Origin of the sequence: Aureispira sp. CCB-E (assembly GCF_031326345.1) — a bacterium.
Lineage (GTDB): Bacteria > Bacteroidota > Bacteroidia > Chitinophagales > Saprospiraceae > Aureispira.
Map to the genome: position 1 here is coordinate 5,905,001 of NZ_CP133671.1, position 21,023 is coordinate 5,926,023.

Genomic DNA, 21,023 nt, shown 5'->3' on the forward strand with positions numbered 1-21,023 from the left:
CTCCGTATTACCGCGGCTGCTGGCACGGAGTTAGCCGGTGCTTATTCTTCTGGTACCGTCTCTCCAAGGATTAATCCCTGTCATTCTTCCCAGATAAAAGTGCTTTACAACCCAAAGGGCATTCATCACACACGCGGCATGGCTGGTTCAGAGTTCCCTCCATTGACCAATATTCCTTACTGCTGCCTCCCGTAGGAGTCGGGTCCGTGTCTCAGTACCCGTGTGGGGGATCACGCTCTCACGCCCCCTACCCATCGTCGCCATGGTAAGCCGTTACCTTACCATCTAGCTAATGGGACGCACAACCATCTTTTACCGACCGAAGCCTTTCACTATTTATACATGTGTATTAATAGTCGTATGCGGGATTATTCGCCGTTTCCAGCGACTTTCCCCCAGTAAAAGGTAGGTTTTGTACGCGTTACTCACCCGTGCGCCACTCGTCAGCCAACCGAAGTTGCTGTTACCGTTCGACTTGCATGTATTAAGCCTGCCGCTAGCGTTCATCCTGAGCCAGGATCAAACTCTCCATACTATTTCTAGTTTTTGTTTTTGACGGATTACTTATTCTATTACTTTGTAACAAAACAAGCATCTCTCTCTTTTTCACATCTTCCTCTTCTTGATTTTACGCTTGCTCTTCAACTTTCTCAAGCTGAAAATTTCTTCTAGATTTCTCTAGTTTCTTACCTAATTATCCTGTCGTTTCAAATATCTTTTTCTGTTTCTTTCGAAACTTTTTTATCCGCTCTTTCGTTAAGCGGTTGCAAATGTCTGACTTTATTTTTAAACCACCAAACTTTTCTTAAACTTTTTTAAAAAATATTTTTTAGTAGCCATTTTTTGTCGTTTCATTTTTGCTATACTTCTCTTTTGAAGCGGTTGCAAATGTCTGACTTTATTTTTGAATCTGCAAATATTTTTGGAACTTTTTCTAAAAATATTTGTTGTTCTTTGTCTGACCCTTTATTTACTTTTAAACACCTCTCTTTCGAAGCGGTTGCAAAGGTACGACGTTTTTCCCTTTCTCCAAATTTCTTACCTTTTTTCTACAACCTTTTTTCATTCTTTTTTTTGCTCAAAAACACAATCCATTCATTTACAGCAAAGTCTACTTTTCGGATTTGGCATAAAATTTTAATTAGAATTGATGAAAGCATTACAATGAGCATTTTTTCACGAAAAGTATTATTTCATTCCTATGTAATTTTATTTATGATAAGCATTATTAAGGAATCGTTCAGAAAAAATTATATAAACCACGAAGTAGCAGCAGAGCTCTAAACAACCTTCTTTTTTTAGCCATATTTTTTCTGTCCACTTCCTTAAAAGCAAAAATTGCTTAGAAAATTAAAATTATAAAGCAAGCTGATTACCCTAAACGAATAATTGTATAAAAGTAGAAAAGATGAAAAAGAACATTCTGTACATACTCACAATCATTTTATCCTACTCTTATCATATTTATGCCACGCATAATACAAATCATGCAGACAGTATTGAGTTGTCCATTCAATTCTATAGTGATTATCCAAAACCATTTAATGCAAAAATTTTAAATGAAGAAAAGCAGATTATTTTAAGTCTTCCTTTTAAACCTTCAATTCAACATTATTTTATAGAAAAAGGAAACTACATATTACAAATTGAACATCCTACAAAAAACCTTATAATAGATAAAGCAGTAGAATTAGATAGTTCCATGGTTGCAATAGAAATTAATATTTCATGTATTCAGTCAGCATCGGATAGTTCTAGCAGTATTTATGTCTACAAGCATTATGAAAATGATTTGAATTTAGTATTAAGCCCACATTGGAGTTCTAAGAAGAAGAAATCTACTTTTCAATCATCTATTATCCCTGATTTTGTATTGACCAATACTCACGATTCTGTTGTATATGGTATACGGTATCACTTTTCTCTTTCTAATTCCTCTACCCTTCTAGCAATACCTAAATTAGATACAATAACGTATCCTTTTATCATGGTAAAAAACAAGACCAATTGGGATGTCTTGGATTGTACTCCACCAGATTTTTTAATGAATTTAAAAAAAGGTGAAAAAGGTAAAATGCGAACAAGTCGTTACTCTATTTGTACAAATGAGGATTTTGACAAAAATAATTTATATAAACTCGTCGTTCCTTATGGAATTAATAATGCCATAAGAGAAAAGATAGACACGAACTTTTTTTATACCGAACAAAAGATATATAAAGTATCAGAACAATTTATCTTTGCCACGCCAAAAATAAAACTTAAATCTTAGTACCAATATCAATCACCATATAGTATATATAGTATGAAAATTATCCATTTCTTTATTCTAGTTTTTATTCATAGCGCTTTAATCGCTCAAAATCTCGTTGTTAACCCATCTTTTGAAGAAGGAGCTGTTTGTGATGGTAGTACAGAACGTATTGATACGGTTAATGGATGGTCTACTGTTGCAGGAAATCCTGGTTATATTAATACTAACTGTTTTTTATCAAAAGAATCCAAGGCTTTTGTTCAGGGAATGCGCCTGCCCCCTGCTAGTGAGGGACAAGTTTTATCCATTCAAAAGTTTGATATAAAAACAGAATGTCAACAAAGCTCGTTGTCTCAACCTTTAGAAGCAGGAAAACAGTATGTTGTTCAAATGCGAGTTCGTTTGCCTATACAGTTTTGCCAGCAACCTATTAATGAGGTGGGAGTTGTTTTGAGCAAAACGCCATTAGATCAACAGACAGAAAGAGGTGTTCTTGATTTACCTGCTCTAAGCTTACAAAATAACACTCAAACTCCTATTACTAAACAGTATGAGTGGGAAGAAATTTCAACTATATATACTGCTGAAGGTGGCGAACAGTTTATCGCTATTGGCAATTTTAGCTCCAATAATAAGGGCGTGTTTGAAAATCGAACCCAAAAAGAGTGTACTTATTTATTTATTGATGTCGTATCTGTCTCTGAATTTAAAGAACAAACCTTGGTTCCCTATACTCCTAATATGGTATTGAAAAAAGATCAACGCTTGTTGTTAAAGGAAATAGAATTTGAAACTGGGTCTGATGTGCTCAAAAAATCATCTTTTACAATCCTAAAAACATTAGCCAAAACACTTAAAGAGAACCCTAATATAAAAATAGAGATTATTAGTTATACACACAATAGTTTAGACCCTACCGAGAGTCTCACTTTTACAAAAGCCAGAGCCAAAGCAATTGCCAAATGGTTGGAGAATCAAGAAGTTTTGGGGAGCCAACTAAAACCAATTGGACGTGGAAGTGCCAATGCGATTGCCTTAAATAACTCCAAAAATGAACGTCAAAAAAATGAGCGAATTGAAATTCGTTTTATAGAGCTCTAAAATTCGTTTGTAAGAAGTATTATATATACAGTATTTAAAAATCCTCGCTATAATCAAAGTGAGGATTTTTATTAATACACATATTCAAAATTCCTAATATTTACAGCCATGTTACAGTAATTACTTTCTTAAAAAAACACCTCCACTAAAAGAATCTACAAAGTCTGAATTAGCTGTTCCATATTCAATTGCTGATTCATTATATGCAAAATTTGAATCCAGTCAACTCCCTAAAGAAGTTTATGTAATTAAAAGTTGTGGAACAAAACAAATTATTACAATAATACCAACAAAATAGGCTTTGTTCTAAACAAAAAAATCTGTGAAGTTTCATTGGAGACCTCACAGATTTCAAATAATAAAATTTTTCTAAAAAGTAGTTTAGAATTTTACGTTGCTCAACCCTGCCAATTCTTTTACCTCTCGTATTGTTTCTTGCGCACGCTTACGAATTTCGGCAGAAGAAGCTTTTATTTGACCTTTGATCTCTTTTTTTCTGGTCAAAAGGTCAGCTTTGCGAGCTTTAAACGTTGTACTCAATTCTACCAATCCATCGGCTACCTCCCCTTTTAGGTCGGAATATTTCAAATTACCATTGTGGTAATCCTCCATCAAACTAGTATGCGCCTCTATTTTACCTGCTGCTTTTAACAAGCTAAATAAGTTTTCAACCCCAGCACTCATTTCTCCTTCTGGTGTATCTCCAGTATCCGTCACAGCCGACTTGATTTGCTTACGAATCTTGGCTTCCTCTGCAAAAACCGAGATATAGTGTTTTTCACCTGCGCTTTTACTCATTTTACGTTTAGGATCATGCGTAGACATCACCTTAGGTATTTCAGTATACTTTGTTTGAGGCAAAACAAAATATTCTTTGCCCACCAATCTATTAAAACGATCTGCAATTTCTCTAGTTAGCTCCAAGTGTTGATCTTGATCCTTTCCGACAGGTACATAATCGGCTTTGTAAATTAGGATATCTGCTGCTTGTAAAACAGGATAGCCAAACAAACCTGCAGAAATAAAATCATCTCCTGCTTTTTCTTTAGACTGCACACTTTTATCTTTAAATTGCGTCATACGTCCCAATCGACCATACGAACAAAAGCAATTAAAAATCCATCCCAATTCGGTATGTTCAGGCACCAAAGACTGAATAAATAAATTATTAGGTTCTACTCCTACGGCGATCAAATTAAACAAAAGTTCCCAAGTATTTTCGCGCAATTTTTTTGGGTTATATGGCATGGTCATCGCGTGGTAATCAACAACACCATACACACAATCGTATTCTTCCTGCAAACGCACCCAATTTTGTACAGCTCCAAAGTAATTGCCAAAATGCATATTGCCCGTAGGCTGGATAGCTGATAAAATTCGTTTCCTGGTACTCATTGTTTTTAATTTTTTGTAAGTTTAATTTGTGGCTGCAAAACACACCCAACTTTATATTTTAGTTTAATTCCACAAGTATACTAAAAGTTCCAATGATGCTCGAAAAAATCAGCAAATTATTAAAAACAGGTCAACCAAATAATATAGAATTGGCCTATGAGTTACGTTCAAGTGCTCAAATTAGCCTTTGGCCTTTGGAGCGAGGGATTAAGGATTTGTTGTACTTAGCCCACACCCAACCTGCTATTGCTTGTGATGATTTATACTTGGGACAGTTGTGCCACCTTTTGCACGAAGTAGTCGCTTTGTCTATCCGAAACCCACAGCTGCAACAAATACCTGAGCAGCTCGCTTTTATGCCCAACCTACGTATCTTAGAAATCTATCAAGCTCCCATCCAACAACTTCCTGATAGCTTAAAAGAGTTGCAACAGTTGAAGAGCTTGAGTATTCGGGATACTGCTATTACAGAAATTCCAGTGAGTGTGTTAGCGTTAAAAAATCTCCAAACACTAACCCTTGATGCCAATCCAAAACTCCAAAATTTGCCCAATTTTCTAGATAAGTTACCAAACTTTAAATCATTGCGTATTTCTCACGACTTAGCCCCTATTGTTCCGAAAGGGGACTTTGAAATTGTATTTTTGTAAAAATTAGCAAAAATTCTCTATGTGCTTTATTATTTCTTTTCCTAACTCAAAGGTAAATAAAGCTTCTTTTTTTGCAATGCCAAACTTACCTTCATACCCCATACTAATGTAATAATAGCCTTGTTCTACCCAAGTTTGCACCAAGGGGTTAAACCCTTTTTCAGAATAAGCAACATCAATCATTTTGCATGATGTCAAATAATCTTTAAACCGTTTTTCCTTGCATTGTACAATATATTTCTCATTACTTTTTTTATAAAAAAGTCGATAGAAAAGATGCTTGCGTTGAATGGTAAATATGGTGTTGAATTTTGAAGCATCTATCTTGCACCTTAAAAGAATATTATGTTTATCACACCGATCAAATCCCTCATCTCCAAACAGTAAAATTTGTTTTGCACTAGCCTTTGTCATATAATTTTGACGATACTCATAATTTAAATTCAGATTCCAATCTCCTAACTTAACATCTATATCTTTAACCAAGACAGGAAAATAAGTACCATAGCTATTCCACTTAGATTCCGTTGTCTTTATACGACCTTGGTGTTCTAGTGCTAATTCATCCAAAAAATTTAACATTGGCTTATTCTTTCTTATATCAATTCAATTCCTAGCTATGAATTTGTTCAAAAAAAACGCAATTTCAAACAACTTCTATATTGTAGAACTGCACCGTTAACTATCAATGTTTATATAAATACATTTTTGAAGCAAAAAATTCCTAGCAATACTATAATTCCTTATAAAAAAAGCCTCTAACAATTGTTAGAAGCTTTACAAAAAATGTCTTTCTATTACTGAATAAATCTATCTAAATCCAATTCCTTTTTTCGGCTTATCATCGGTCTGATCCAACAATTTAAAGTCTTTAAAGTCCTCTATTGTTACCGTACGCATCATAGTTGACGTTCTTTCTTCGGCAGACAAACTTGCCAACCGCAAATTCTGGCGACGGACAATCTCTTTGACTACTTTTCGAATAGATCGAGCATTGCCAAAATACTTATGTTTGTGTTCCAACATCCCTGCAATATACTTCTTCAAATGTTCCTTGGCCTCTACATCTAAATACAAGTTTTCCTTATCAAACATCACATGAGCAATTTCCATCAACTCTTCTGTTGTATAATCTGGAAAATTTAAAGTACGGTCAAAACGAGACATCAATCCAGGATTAATTTCCAAAAACTGACGCATTTCTTCAGGATATCCCGCAGCAATAACAATAAAATCCCCACGTTGGTCTTCCATTCTCTTCAACAAAGTTTCTACAGCTTCCTTTCCAAAATCGCCCTGTCCACCTTGTGTCAAAGAATAAGCTTCATCAATAAAAAGTCCCCCCCCTATCGCTTGGTCAATCATTAAAGAAGTTTTAATGGCTGTTTGTCCAGTATAACCTGCCACCAATTCCTTTCGGTCACATTCTACCAAGTGACCTCTTTCTAAAATCCCCAATGCTTTGTAAATCTTCACTAAGATTCGAGCAACCGTTGTTTTTCCTGTTCCTGGATTTCCTGTAAAAACGGTATGCATAGAAAAAGCCTTTTTCACATCACGACCAATTTCCGTATAATAGCGAACCAATTTAGCCATTTCATCCACATCTCGTTTTACCTCCTCCAAACCAATCATTTCATGTAGCTCTTTTAATGCCTCATTCAGTGCAGCATCATCTACTGGAATGTGTACATCTTTGCTATTGGTAATTCCAAATGCTTTTTCAATATCATCCAAAATGATCGTTGACAAATCTTCATTTTTCAATGAATCAAAATTTTCCACTTTCATTAAGCGCAAAGCCATATTTTGCTTACACTCCTCGATAATTCCATTGACAAAACGAGCATTGCCAAAATGCTGATCCCTACCACGGTAAGCCTCTACTATTTTTTTGTGAAGCAGTACTTTTGCTTCTTCATTGATGGTAACGTCACGCTTTTCAGCCGCATACGCAGCAATTTCCATCAATTCATCTGGTACATAATCTGAGAAGTGAATATGGCTAGAAATTCGAGAACTCATACCAGGATTGGAACTAATAAATCCTTGCATCTCTTTAGGATAACCTGCGAATACAATCGCAATATCTCCTTTTCCATCTGACATTTCTTTCAGCAATACTTCTATGACTTCTTTTCCAAAATCTTTGCCATCATCTCCTCTATCAGAAAGCGCATAAGCCTCATCAATAAACAAAATACCTCCCCTTGCTTTATCAATTGCTTTTTGCACTTTAGGTGCTGTTTGACCAATATACTCTCCTACCAGATCAACTCGTCCAACCTCGTGTACGTGACCTTTCGACAACAAATCTAAGCTGTAATAAATCTTGCCCAGCATTTTGGCAACCGTTGTCTTTCCCGTACCTGGATTCCCAAGAAAAGCCGTGTGTAGATTAAATGTTTTGTCTTCTTTAAAACCTTTTTCTTCTCTAATTTTCAAAAACTTAAGATACGTTGAGAACTCATCGATCTGTTTTTTTACCGCCTCTAGTCCAATCAAAGCATTCAATTCGGCAGTAGCTTCTTCAAAAGTAGGTTTTTCCGATCCCCCATTATTACTTGTTGCGGTTCGTTCTACCTTATTTCCTATATTAAAAGGCATTTCACCTTTCATTTCTTCCTCTTCTTGAGCTACTGTAAAAGGAACAACAGCAATTAGTTCATTCATAAACTGCACTTCCAAGGTGTAGTCATCTTCAAACCAGTAATTGCCTTTGTTAGATCCATACCCTGTATCAAAAGTAACTGTTGTTCGATTGTCTCCAACTTCTTTAAAATATTCCATGTAGGCTTTGTGTTGCCCAATATCATTGTAGAAATTAAATTTAAAGTTTAGAGGCAAAGGTCTTGTTTTGCTCAAAATATCAATCGTAACTTCAGCGTTGACATAACGAGTAGTTGACTTATTAAAGCTCTTCAAGTATTTTCTATCCTTAATCGGTGTTCCCTCTAACGCACTTTCAAAAAGGCGAATATTTTTAATGGCAATATAAGGGTTAGCATCTGCTGTAACAGGTCCCTCATCATTAATATAAAAATACGCTGTTCCCAAGTACTGATCATCCAAATAAGCATCCCACTTGTACTTTCCTTTCTTCCACCATCCTGGATTCGCTGTTCCCCAGCCCTCTTGAATTTTTACAATGTTTTGATCTTTTTTTACTTCAAGATCTTTTTTCATATCACAAATCTGTGTACCGGTATTTACATCGGTACAAACCAATCTAGATTTGCATTTCCAATCTCGCTCATCAAATAATTTGTTATAAAAAGAAAGCTCTCCATAAATATAACGACACTCAGACGCATCAAAAACACGTCGATAGGTCTTTAAATTCTTATAAAAATTCTCTACAGAGCCAAAAACCTTTAAGTGATTAAATTTATAGTTGCCTCCAATGGCATTTTGGTCATCTTTCATAATTTACTTATTGGTAATAATTGATGCGATGTAATCTGTGTTTATGTATTGAATTTGTTTCGTTTTTTGCAAACCTAATATATTCCATCGTTTTGTTTAGTACTTGCCTCACTACACTTCTCTACAAAGACACTATATTATGATAGTGCCGCCAAACAAATAAATAGTAATATAATTAAGGTGTTACAAGCCACGATCCTAGCAGTTGTAATTATATTCAGGATGGAATTAGGACATTAATATGGTATCAAAACAGCATCGATAATACTCCTGTATAGAATTGCCGCAAAACGTTATCAAGTAATACAACAAAAGTATCCTATCCAATGTTCTAGAACATTCAAACCAATATTTAGGTAGCGTAATTTAGTCTTTTTTAGGATAAAATAATTCTTTTTCTCTTTTTTTTTGCAGCTTTTTGTGTCTAATTTAGATGGCTGATTTTTATTGTATTTCAGATAAAAATATGTCTTGCTGCCAAAATAGCTCCCCCGTACGACCAAGTAACTCCAATCGGCATCGACGATTCTCTCCTTGACCGAACAAATGCACCTTTCCAAAGTTTAGATCCAAGACCAATGTCTCAGGCAATCTCAAAGGATTATTTTTAGTGTAGGCAGGATTAACCAACGACGTCAAAGGAGAACTCGTCATTTCATACAAAGGATATGTTCCTTCTCGTTCCAACTTTACCAATTCCCCATAATGCCGATCACCACTCAAAAAAATAACCCCTTTGATATCTTTTTCCTTTAAAAAATTCATCAAATCGGCTTTAGAATTAGCAAAATCTCCCAAATCTTCTCCTAATGGATTGTCAGACAAAATCTGTGTTCCTGATACAATAAATTTGAAATTAGCTGTAGAAGCTTCAAGTTTTTCTTTTAACCATTTGGTCTGCCCCTCTCCTAACATACTGCTGTCACTAGCATAAAACCGAGCATCTAGCATAAAAAAGTCGGCATCAGCATGACTAAAATGACAAAATACTCCCAAAGTACTATCTGTCCCATAATAAGGATTTGCCCAATAGTCTTTAAATATTTCTAACGATTGGTATTTCCCAGAGTAATCACCATGCTCATTATTCCCCGCAAAATCATGATCATCCCATGTAGCATATTGTGGACAGCTTTCTAAAAATTTTCTCAACTTAGGCTTAAAACGCATCTTCAAGTTTTTCTTGTGCATTCGTTTCTTTTGCTTCCACTCCCCTAGCAGATAATAAACATTGTCTCCCATCCACAGCATAAAATCTTTATCATGCTTAAACATAGCATCAAAGATCACCTCTTTGTCTTTGCCTCCCCAGAATGCAAAAGGATAAGGAAACGCACAGGAACCAATTAAAAAGCTAATATCTGCTTTGGCTGGTTGAGGTTTTTTGATATTCAAAATACCACTGACCAAAATATACCTATCTTTTATCATAGAACTGCGCTCTATTTTTCGCACCCGTTCCTCTGTAAATTGCTCAAAATATTCATACAAATCGACATTAAACTGAGTGACCCAATCCACCAAAGGATCATCCTGTGTGTTGGGTTTAACTAACATCCAAAAATGGCGTGTTGTATCCGTATAATGTCCATAAATTGGGCCTATCTCTACATCAAAGTTCTGAGCAGAACCTTGAAAATTCATTCCTAATAATATTAATAATAATAATCTCTTCATTCGTTCGTTTAATAGAATAACTTTTCCGTCCAATTGATAGCAACCTTTTCAGATGACAAAACAAGGCTTAATTGATGTTATAGCTATTGGTACTTAGTTTTCTTATATTTAAATGTTTCTTCAACTAGTTTTAATAGGTTGTAGACTATGGTCATTCATAAAGTAATTGGCACATAATAATTACTTTGATTAATATCTTTTTTGAGTCAAAATTTGCTTTGAACAAAACATTTTTGGTTTTTAAATATTGATGATAGTAGGTACTATCTCATAAGGTTTCAACAAGCAACTAAACAGTAGGTACTTTTTTAACAAAAGCAAGCTCAGTATATATTAAAAAATCCTTGCAAAAATAATTAACTTTGCGGTATATTTAGTTATGGTACTTGGTCGATTTTTTGCTTTAATCAAAGAATCAGCTACTCAACATTTCCAAAGTAGCACACGACAAGCAGCTAATCGATAGCTAATTAGACTGGGATCAATAGTGCAAAGATGCTGTTCCTAGGCGTAGCAATCTACTATTAAATATGTATTGAATAATTAGACGACTATTTTCTAAAAATAAAATCAATCACGATACAACAATCATGCAAACATTAGTCTCTTTTTCAGAAAATGATTTGGAACGCCTGTTTCTAACCTATAAACGTAACTTTAAAAATTATAGTAAAATAAAAGATAAAGTTATTGGCAAAGATGCAGCGCTGATTTACAAACGCAACCGAAAGTCTAGCATCTTCTTTTTTATTGCGCTAACATTCATCATTGTTGTTAGTTCAGCTTTTTCATTGATTGCCGATCATATGAATAGCTTTGTTGCTCTGTGGATGATTTGGGGGATTGCTGCGGTTATCTTCTCGTTTTGGTTTATTGCATATTATAGAAACAGTTTTAAAATTTTGCAGCAGAATCAAGCATTTTTTGATAAATTCGAAGCTGTTGCTAGTAATAACGATTCTTTAGATGCCTTCCGTATGAATTGGTAATAAATTATTTTATAGCACCAAGTTCATTGCTTATAAAATATAAATTTATAGTCATCCTATTAGCTCGACATTTTCTAACAGAAAATCGAATAAAATTGTTGGCTTGTCCCCAAGCATCTATAAGTAAAAGCTCTATCAAAATTCAAAAAGCTAAAAACAAAAATTTGTTTTTAGCTTTTTTCTTATTTATAAGCCACTGTTAATCCATCTACTCACTTAAAACCTTCTTTACTAGCTAAAAATCAGGCAAGAAATAAATTATTTTTTAACTATCTTTATTTGGATTTAGTTTAAATAAGATTTATTTTGCGGCGCAATTAAAAATCAAGCTAAAATTTCTATACTTTCTGAGCAACTTAATCATTCAAAACAAGAACTGCTCAAAAAGAGGTGTAGAATTAAAAACAAAAAAATATACAATGAAATTTTCATCAAGTACTCTTTTTGCAGCTGGTGCTGCCCTAGCAATAAGCTTTTCTTCTTGTAAAACCGACGAGAATATTTCTTATACTGTTCCTGAAACTTACAATTTTGATAATGTAAGTTATAGTGGTCAAACCAATCGTCTGGACATGATGGCTGAAATTACTACCTACATCAAAACAGCACACGTTGCTAATGCTCCAGCACTAGATGCTGCCAAGCTAAAAGATATGTATGGTGATAATACTGGTAATCACTTCTCAACAACAGATTTGAACAGTTCTACCAAACAATTAAAAAGCAAAACAATTGCTACAGAACAAGCCAATTTTGAAGCATATATGGATGCTGTTGCTGTTGCCAGCCAATCTACAGGTGCAACTGCAGCATCTGGTCAAGCGGGTATCGCTGCTAATAATGCTGGTTCTAAGTTCTATTTGTTAAATGAAAACGGTATTGAGTTAGCACAAGTAATTGAGAAAGGCTTGATGGGAGCTTGCTTTTATTATCAAGCAACATCTGTGTACTTAGGAGCAGGCAAAATGGAAGTAGATAATAACACTGTAACGGATGGTAAAGGAACTGCTATGGAACATCACTGGGATGAAGCTTTTGGCTACTTTGGGGTCAACAAAAACTTCCCTACAACTACTTCTGATGCTGTTTTTTGGGGAAAATACTGCAACAAACACGAAGCTGTTTATCCTTTAAATGAAAAAATGATGAATGCTTTCTTGAAAGGTCGTGCAGCTATTTCTGCTAAAGACATGGATACCCGCGACGAGCAGATTGCTGTTTTGCGTAAAAACTGGGAATTGGTTGTTGCTGCTACTGCTATCTACTACTTAAACAGTGTAAAAGATGATTTGTCAACAGATGCTGCGGCAGCTTATCACGGTCTATCAGAAGTATTTGGCTTTATTAGTTCTTTAAAATATGGTACAGGTGCTAGTGGCATTACAGAAGCTCAAGTAAATACGATTTTAACAGATTTATTTGGTAGTGCAGATGCTCTTCAAGCTAATAACTACAATGTAACTTCAGCTAAAATAGAAGCAGCTAAAACTGCATTAGTTGGTATTTTTACCGATTTATCTGCTGTAAAAGATTCTTTGTAAGATTTTTTTCTTAATTTATAAAAATTGAGGATTGAAGCTATTCGAGCTTCAATCCTCAATTATTTGTTTATATTCATTCTATTTGTTATGAAAAAGACCATTCTTGGGGCAATTACTGTCTTTGTTTTTTTATGTACCTTTTCCGCTTGTAAAACAGATTCTAACAATGCTTGTGCAACAGAATTTGATCAATTGAGTTTGTTATCCAATATTGGCAACAATATTATTCTGCCCAATTATCAAAAACTAGCCAAAGAAGCCGATGATTTGGATGCCGCAGCTAGTAATTTTGCAACAACTCCAACAGTGGCTAATTTAACAACACTAAGAAACATACTTCAAGCAACTTGGACAACTTGGCAAACTGCTTCTATCTTTGAATTTGGTCCAGCAGAAACAGAAGAATTGCGTCTCTATATGAATAATTTTCCTGTCTTTGTTACTCGACTAAATGACGCAATTAGCTCTGGGAGTTATGACTTAACAACAGAAACATACTCTTACACTAGAGGCTTTCCTGCCTTAGATTACTTGTTGTATGGAGCTGCTAGTTCTGATAATGATTTGATCAATTTATATAGTACGGCTCCAGATGCAACGAATAGAAAACAATATTTAAAAGATGTTACTGCCTTAATCAAACAAAAAACTACTGCTGTTTATGATGCTTGGAAAACAGATGGGGCAAACTACCTAAACACTTTTACTTCAACAGAAGGTGTCGCTAATGGCAAGCCGATTAGTAATCTTGTCAACCAATTGAATCAATCTTATGAATTATTCAAAAATAATAAATTGGGGACTCCTATTAGTGCTAAAACAGGCTATGTGCCACTCCTACCTGAAAATGTAGAAGCCTATTACAGCCGCCAGTCTATTGCTTTAGCATTGGCAGCCATCAAAGCCAACAAAGCAGTTTTTCAAGGATTTTCGAATGGCACCAACGGCGTAGGATTAGATGACTATTTAACGGCGACCAACGCTAGCAAAGGCAGCGAACCGTTGCATACAGTTATCGAAAACCAATACAATGCTACTATTAATGCTTTAGAAAATTTGCAGCCTAATACACTGCACGATGCCATCAACAATAACCTGAATGATGTAAAGGCAGCTTATGCCGCTGCTCAAAACCAAGTGGTTAATCTAAAAACAGATATGCCGTCAGCCCTTTGCATTAGCATTACTTATATTGATAATGTAGATGATGGGGATTAATCATTACTTTTCTTCATATTGGTTCCTAGACTCTCTTTAGATCAAAACAAGGAATTATTCTCCACTAAATAAAAAGTCATTTCCAACTATTGATTTGTTGGAAATGACTTTTTTAAATCTTGTAGCAAGTATTTTGTCTGTTTTCAAAAACATTAAGTAGCGTACAGAAAAGTATAGCTAAAAAATAAGCTTATTTTTAGTACTAATCAATGAACGCAGTGGCCACGTAGTAGCAGCCTAGTTAACTGCGGGTGCTTGGTACAACGAACCAAAGACACAGCAAAAAAGTGCGGTTTTACCTCCACTGCTACTGTGTGATAGCAAACGAAAGCAAAATTTTTTGATGAAGAGTAACGCAAAAAAGTTACTTTCATATTATTCTTTCTGAACGATTACTTATAATCAAGTACGTTTGACCATTGCCATTAGGCTATCGGACAATAACTCAATTACATACTGTATTCAACATTCTTCTTAGGTGCTGTACTTAGTGTTCTTTTTTGGATGCGCACCTTGATACCATTACTTGGGCACAATGTCAATAAAGGCTTAAAGTCTACTTTCTGATCAGGCGACAAAACGAACTTATAGCGTCTAATTAACATAGCTAAAATAAATTGCATTTCCATTTGTGCAAAGTTTTTCCCGATACAAAGTCTTGGTCCTCCACCAAAAGGTAAATAAGAAAAAGGAACATGATTTTTCTTATTTTCAGGAGAAAAACGATTGGGATCAAACTGATTCGGATTTTCCCAGTATTTTTCATTTCTATGCAACCCAAAAATAAAACCTGCAATATCCTCTCCTTTTTTGATTGGAATTCCATCGCACTCATCATCTTCTAGAGGTTCTCTGTCAATAATCCAAACAACAGGATACAAACGCATGGTTTCCTCTAATACTTGCAATGGGTAACCCAAATTTCTCAATTGCTCAAAAGAAGGATCTTTGTCTCCCAAAGCCTCGTTAACAGAATCCAATACTTTTTGTTCGATTTCTGGATGATTTCCCAAAAGATACCAAGCCCAAGTCATTGTTACAGCAGATGTTTCATGACCAGCTACCAATAGGACAATCGACTCATCCAACAGTTGCTTATTGGTCATTTTAGAACCATCCTCATACTCTGTTTCTAATAACATGTCCAACAAGTCGTCTACCTTTTCTCCAGAACGTTTTCTTTCTTCGATAAAAGAGATAATAATTTTATCTCGAATCTTCTTCAAACGTTCATTTTCTGCATGATCGCCATTGATGTGATACCAAGGTTTTAGGTAAGGTTTTCGTGTTTGGTTCATCACGTATTGTTGACTACTAGAAATCATTTCTCCAATAATCTCTAATTTATCGTCCTCAAATGCTTTTCCAAACAAGCTTTTGGTAATTACTCTAAAGGCTAGTTTTGTCATTTCGTCTGCCAAATCAATTTCTTGATCTGTCTCTGCATACTTATCCAAAACGGTATCCATATAATCGTTAATCTGTTCTACCATAATCTTAGAGATGCGTTCTAAACGTTCTCTATGGAATCCTGGTTGAATACTCCTACGCTGCTTTAACCAATACTGCCCATCTGAGGTAAACAATCCCTCTCCAATCTCTTTTTTTACTGTTTTTCGAATAACAGAAGTCTTGATATAGTTTTTGTTATTCTTTTGTAAAAAATGCCTAATTAGTTCTGGACGGTCTGTTAGAACTAACTTGTAAGGTATTCGCACCTGCACAAGACCATCATTTTTGTCCAACGTTTCTTTAAAAAAAGAAACCAAGTTCTCATTAATATGAGAATAATTTAAAAGCATTTTGGTCAAACCAACCTTCGGAATTTCATTTTTAATTTTATCCATTTGATAATTTAATTGTAAGTGATAGCTCACTATATCCCATAAAGAATTAACATCAACAACCATAGTTTGATTAAGATGTGCTTTCTTTTTGAGGAAAAAACGAATGACACGATCCGTTAATTATCTTATTTTTTGCAAAAAATTTTTAGTGAACATCAAAGCCCCCTTCTCTTTGTATTGCCCTACAAGTATACTCCAAACAATAATGCGTAGCAATAAAACAAAGGCAAGAAAAAGCTTGATCTTCACTAAAGATTTGCTTAAAAACAACACTTATTTAACGGATAGTGTATTAAGATTAGTGAACTACTTAAGTTCATTTATAGATTAATAACCTAGTAAATATAAGAAATAAAACCATAAATTGCCACCTAATTTATAAACTACTTCTATATTTAACACTTACAAAATTGATTATACACGTATATCAAAGTTTTATACTTAGAAATAAAAATTATAAATATTTATTTATATCTATTTTTTGAACAAAACTCAATGCTTTTGCCATATCCTCGCTAAACACATGATCGCTTTCCATTACAGGTACAATCGCTCTAAACTGCTCTACAATCTCTTCTATAATTGGAGAAGATTTTTCTGTTCTAAAAGACAAGGCTTGTATTCCTGACAATAGCTCGATGGCTAGCAAACGTTCTACATTTTGCACCACTTTGTACAGCTTTGTTCCTGCATTGGCCGCCATACTCACATGGTCTTCTTGACCATTGCAAGAAACAATAGAATCGACACTAGCAGGCATACACAACTGTTTGTTTTGGCTGGCTATGCTTGCAGCCGTATATTGCGTGATCATTAAACCAGAATGCAAACCTGATTTGGGGGTTAAAAAAGCAGGTAATCCTCGTTGTCCACCAATCAATTGATACAAACGACGCTCTGAAATGCTTCCCAATTCGGATAGAGCAATTGCCAGAAAGTCTAAGACTAGAGCAATAGGCTGGGCATGGAAATTACCTCCAGATAAAATAGCATCGCTATCAGGAAAAATATTAGGATTGTCTGTAACACTATTTATTTCTCGTTCAATTACTTTTTGGGCATGAGCTATCGTATCTTTACTTGCTCCATGAACTTGCGGAACACATCTAAAAGCATAAGGGTCTTGTACCGTTTCTTTAGGACTTGCCGCTAGAACAGAACCTTCTAACAATTTTCGAATATTTGCTGCGGTTTGCAACTGCCCTTCATGAGCTCTAACTTGATGTAAACGTTCATCAAATGGAGAAGTTACGCAAGCAAAAGCATCCATTGAGATTGCTGCAATCAAATCGGCTAGTTTCGATAAACGCTGTGCTTTTAAAAGTGCCCAAACTCCATAGCCTGTTGAAAATTGCGTTCCATTTAATAATGCTAATCCCTCTTTTGCTTGTAGCTGAATCGGTTGCCAAGACTGTTCTTTTAAAACACTCTCGCTTGATTTTCGAACACCATTATGAAAAACCTCTCCTTCCCCTATCAAGGGCAAACTCAAATGCGCTAGTGGTGCTAAATCACCAGATGCTCCTAAGGAACCTAATTGATACAATACGGGCCACATAGTTTCATTATACATCTCGACTAAACGCTCTACCAATGGCAAACTAACTGCCGAGTGTCCAAGTGATAAGCTTTTAATTTTTAATAATAAGATAATTTGAATAACTTCTTCTGGCACCAAGTCGCCAATACCACAAGCATGAGATCGCACTAAATTCGATTGTAGTGTTTCTAGTTCTTTCTCTTCGATTTTTATATTACAAAGAGAACCAAATCCTGTATTAATACCATAATAGGATTGTTCTGTAGCGTTTATCTTTTGATGCAAGAAATCATAACAAGTTTGAATGGCCGTTTGGCTTTCTTCCGACAAACTTAGTTTTTCCTTATTCGCAAGTAATTTTCCTAAGTCTTCAATGCTCAACCATTTTTTTGATATTTGATGCATTTTTAGTAGTTTTGAGTAGTGAGTTAATACAACAGCAGCCCCCTAGCCCTCGCACTAAATTCGGATCTATCAAACTGGCACTCATACCAGTTACAAATTAGAACGATTAGCCAACAGACTACTAAATACAATATGTGGAGAGTTTCATTTTCTTACATCCATACAATCAAGATTATTATCTTAACAAGAGTCTTTTATGGTTTCTTAGTAGCACTAGTATCTCTTATCGATAACAATGCTGCGAAGGTACGCAAAAGAACAATTTTTGCAAGAACCTTATAAAAAAAACTTACTATATCATTATACACAGAAATATTATATTTATATTAATTAGTGATTTACAGTTTTTTGCATTCATTAACAAAAAAATGTAAATAACACCTATAAAAAGCATAACAATCACTTACTATGACAAATAATAAAATCACAACTTTTTAATTATCGACTGCACAGCACTTACAGTTAAGAAGTAGCAGTGCAGCTAACTATTTGATGAATAAATACCCTCCAATATTGTATTTATTCATCTACAAAACCAATAAATTATGAGGTATCTATCTTTTTTAGTTTTACTTTGCTTGGGGATACAAATCCAAGCACAACAAATGGTTGGGAACGGAATTACTTGTGCCCCTGCCGATATTGATACAAGTTCTGTATGTGTCAACATGCTCCAAATTTGTGGCAATGCTACCTTTCCTTTATCTACTAATGGTGCATTGGCGCCTCAAGGAAACAACTACAACTGTTTAGCGACTCAACCCAACCCAACTTGGTTTTTTATGCAAGTACAAAACAGTGGTTCTATTTTATTAGAACTTTCCAACTCTGCTAATGTTGACATAGATTTTATTCTATGGGGTCCTTTTAATAACATAAGTGATGCCACCAATGCTTGTGGCAATTTGGGTAACAATAGCAATATTCTAGGAAATGTAGTAGACACTTGCTCTTATAGCGCTGTAGGCTTAGAATTCATCTCTATTTCTAATGCTACCGCAGGCTCTATTTATGTTCTGATGATAACGAACTTCTCTAATCAACCTACCAATGGCTCCTTAACACAGTTGTCAGGTACTGGTTCTTTGGTTTGTAGTCTCACAGCTGGTGATGGTTTTATTTCTGGTACAGTTTACGATGATTTAGACAACAACTGTGTGCAAGACAGCCTCGAAAATGGATTAGCAGGTCGATTGGTTCGTTTGCATCCAAGTAATTTAATTACCACCACCAACGCCTTGGGAGAATATGCCTTTTGTGGTCTTCCTGTAGACAGCTATACCGTAGAAATTTTAATGGATACATTTTACTGGAACAGTTGCCCTAATACAGGGCTCCGAACAGCTCAAATCATTGCCACCAATGATACCATAACTCAGCAAGATTTTGGAATGTCCATCAACAATGCCTGTTATGACTTATATACAGATGTTGTAAGTACCAATCTGCGACCATGTTTTTCGACCAATGTGATCTCGGCTTATTATAGGAACAACCATGAGTCCAATATGACTGCCGATAGTGTAGAGGTTACCATCACGCTTGATACCGCTTTATTTCCCATTACATCCAATATTCCTTGGACGAGTGCTGTTGGAAATCAATACACCTTTTATGTAGGAAACCTATCTCCTGGACAGTATGGTACGATCAATATGACTTGTAGTCTGAGCTGTGCAACGCCCGTAGGAGCAACCCTTTGTATCCAATCCGAAATTTCGCCCATCGATTCTTGTTCTATTTTCCGCAGCCAAGATTCTATTGTTGTTACTCCTCCATGTGCAAATGTTTGGGACCGCTCAAGTTTGATGGTTACAGGAAACTGTATCAACGATAGCTTAGCTTGTTTTACAATTTATAATACAGGACAATATGGTACAGGAGATATGCTTTGCTATCGTCCAGTTCGAATGTATATTGATTCAGCAATTTATTTATTGGATAGCGTAATGCTAACAGGAGGCGACAGTTTGGAATATTGCTTTCCTGCCAATGGGCATACGTTGCGCTTGGAGGTTGATCAACATCCTATGCATCCTGGCAATAGTCATCCCAATGCAGTAGTTGAGCTTTGTGGGGATTCAGCAGCAATTGCCGCCAATTGGACACCTGGACTTGTCAATCAATTTCCACATGATGACGCCAACTCTAATATTGATATTGATTGTATCCAAACTTCCGCTAGTTTTGATCCCAATGATAAACGTGGCTTCCCGCTTGGACGTACAGAAGCTCATTTAATCGGTTCCAATACAGATTTAGAATACATTATTCGCTTCCAAAATACAGGAAACGACACCGCATTTACAGTAATCATTCAAGATATTTTACCTCCTGAGCTTGATATTCTATCCATTGAGCACGGAGCGTCTAGTCACGCTTACACCTTCCAGATTAATCAAAGTAATACTTTAGAGTGGCATTTTCACAATATTTTGCTCCCCGATAGCACTACCAATCTAGAGGGATCAAAAGGCTTTGTGTCTTTCAAAGTCAAACAACAACCTAATTTACCAGATGGCACCTTTATTCACAACAAAGCATCTATTTACTTTGATTTTAATCCTCCTATTATAACGAATTTAAGTGAGCATTTAATTGACAATTCAATTATGTGGGTAATTACCTCTACTGACCCTATTGAGGAAGAAACCGTTGCTAATTGGAAGGTGGATGTATTTCCGAATCCAGTACAACAGATAGTTTATTTGAAATCAGAGTTACGCATCGAAAGGATTAACTTAATGAGCTTAGAAGGGCGTCTAATTCAGCAAACGCAACCTAAGCAAATGCAAACCAGTTTGAACCTCTCTACTTTCCCTCAAGGAATTTACTTTTTAGAAATTCATACACCAAAGGGGATTGTCACCAAGCGAATTATGAAACTCAAATAAGCCACCGTTCTACTCATCAGTTTTATTAGTTCTTGCCTACTTACAGTTAAGCATTTGCCTTCATATGATCACTTTCATCCAAATCA

At 35.3% G+C, this 21,023-nt stretch carries 13 protein-coding genes and 1 rRNA gene (1 of these 14 cut by a window edge); 7 read left to right on the forward strand and 7 right to left on the reverse strand.

All coding sequences use genetic code 11. The features are described 5' to 3' along the window. Positions 1-535 (reverse strand): 16S ribosomal RNA (locus QP953_RS23050) (it extends 992 nt beyond the left edge of the window). Between the two features lie 873 nt (positions 536-1,408). Here QP953_RS23050 and QP953_RS23055 point away from each other — a divergent pair. Beyond that, positions 1,409-2,272 carry a hypothetical protein gene (locus QP953_RS23055; protein ID WP_309553086.1) on the forward strand — a complete coding sequence of 288 codons (864 nt, stop codon included), beginning with the start codon at positions 1,409-1,411 and terminating at the stop codon, positions 2,270-2,272. A 33-nt stretch (positions 2,273-2,305) separates the two neighbouring features. Beyond that, the gene (locus QP953_RS23060; RefSeq protein ID WP_309553087.1) at positions 2,306-3,355 is read left to right on the forward strand and encodes an OmpA family protein; all 1,050 of its coding nucleotides are present in this window, start codon (positions 2,306-2,308) and stop codon (positions 3,353-3,355) included. A 381-nt stretch (positions 3,356-3,736) separates the two neighbouring features. Here the strand turns inward: QP953_RS23060 and trpS are convergent, their stop codons facing one another. Further along, complete coding sequence (gene trpS / locus QP953_RS23065) at positions 3,737-4,750, reverse strand: tryptophan--tRNA ligase (protein WP_052595234.1); 1,014 nt, start codon at positions 4,748-4,750, stop codon at positions 3,737-3,739. Positions 4,751-4,842: 92 nt separating this feature from the next. On the opposite strand from trpS, the gene QP953_RS23070 reads away from it, so the two are divergent. Next, positions 4,843-5,400, forward strand: a complete 558-nt coding sequence (locus tag QP953_RS23070; protein ID WP_309553088.1) for a hypothetical protein — start codon at positions 4,843-4,845, stop codon at positions 5,398-5,400. Between the two features lie 3 nt (positions 5,401-5,403). Here QP953_RS23070 and QP953_RS23075 read toward each other — a convergent pair whose 3' ends face one another. From QP953_RS23075 to QP953_RS23085, 3 genes are all read right to left on the reverse strand, one after another. Next, positions 5,404-5,982, reverse strand: coding sequence for a hypothetical protein (locus QP953_RS23075; protein WP_309553089.1), 579 nt, complete (start codon positions 5,980-5,982; stop codon positions 5,404-5,406). A 228-nt stretch (positions 5,983-6,210) separates the two neighbouring features. Then, positions 6,211-8,826, reverse strand: a complete 2,616-nt coding sequence (locus QP953_RS23080; RefSeq protein WP_052595227.1) for an AAA family ATPase — start codon at positions 8,824-8,826, stop codon at positions 6,211-6,213. 444 nt (positions 8,827-9,270) lie between these two features. Next, positions 9,271-10,503, reverse strand: coding sequence for an alkaline phosphatase (locus QP953_RS23085; protein WP_052595225.1), 1,233 nt, complete (start codon positions 10,501-10,503; stop codon positions 9,271-9,273). 590 nt (positions 10,504-11,093) lie between these two features. Here QP953_RS23085 and QP953_RS23090 point away from each other — a divergent pair. From QP953_RS23090 to QP953_RS23100, 3 genes are all read left to right on the forward strand, one after another. Beyond that, positions 11,094-11,492 carry a hypothetical protein gene (locus tag QP953_RS23090; protein WP_052595222.1) on the forward strand — a complete coding sequence of 133 codons (399 nt, stop codon included), beginning with the start codon at positions 11,094-11,096 and terminating at the stop codon, positions 11,490-11,492. A 419-nt stretch (positions 11,493-11,911) separates the two neighbouring features. After that, entirely contained in the window at positions 11,912-13,033 is a 1,122-nt protein-coding gene (locus tag QP953_RS23095; RefSeq protein WP_052595220.1) for a DUF4856 domain-containing protein, read from the forward strand. 87 nt (positions 13,034-13,120) lie between these two features. Further along, on the forward strand, positions 13,121-14,251 hold the full coding sequence (locus QP953_RS23100; RefSeq protein ID WP_309553090.1) for an imelysin family protein: 1,131 nt from the start codon (positions 13,121-13,123) through the stop codon (positions 14,249-14,251). A 449-nt stretch (positions 14,252-14,700) separates the two neighbouring features. Here QP953_RS23100 and QP953_RS23105 read toward each other — a convergent pair whose 3' ends face one another. Together QP953_RS23105 and hutH are read right to left on the reverse strand one after the other, a co-directional pair. Then, positions 14,701-16,098 (reverse strand): cytochrome P450, encoded by a 1,398-nt coding sequence (locus QP953_RS23105; protein WP_063833063.1) that lies wholly within the window; start codon positions 16,096-16,098, stop codon positions 14,701-14,703. Positions 16,099-16,552: 454 nt separating this feature from the next. After that, on the reverse strand, positions 16,553-18,043 hold the full coding sequence (hutH, locus tag QP953_RS23110; protein WP_309553091.1) for a histidine ammonia-lyase: 1,491 nt from the start codon (positions 18,041-18,043) through the stop codon (positions 16,553-16,555). Positions 18,044-18,588: 545 nt separating this feature from the next. Between hutH and QP953_RS23115 the strand changes: the two genes are divergently transcribed. Further along, positions 18,589-20,937, forward strand: coding sequence for a T9SS type A sorting domain-containing protein (locus tag QP953_RS23115; protein ID WP_309553092.1), 2,349 nt, complete (start codon positions 18,589-18,591; stop codon positions 20,935-20,937). Positions 20,938-21,023: the final 86 nt, after the last annotated feature.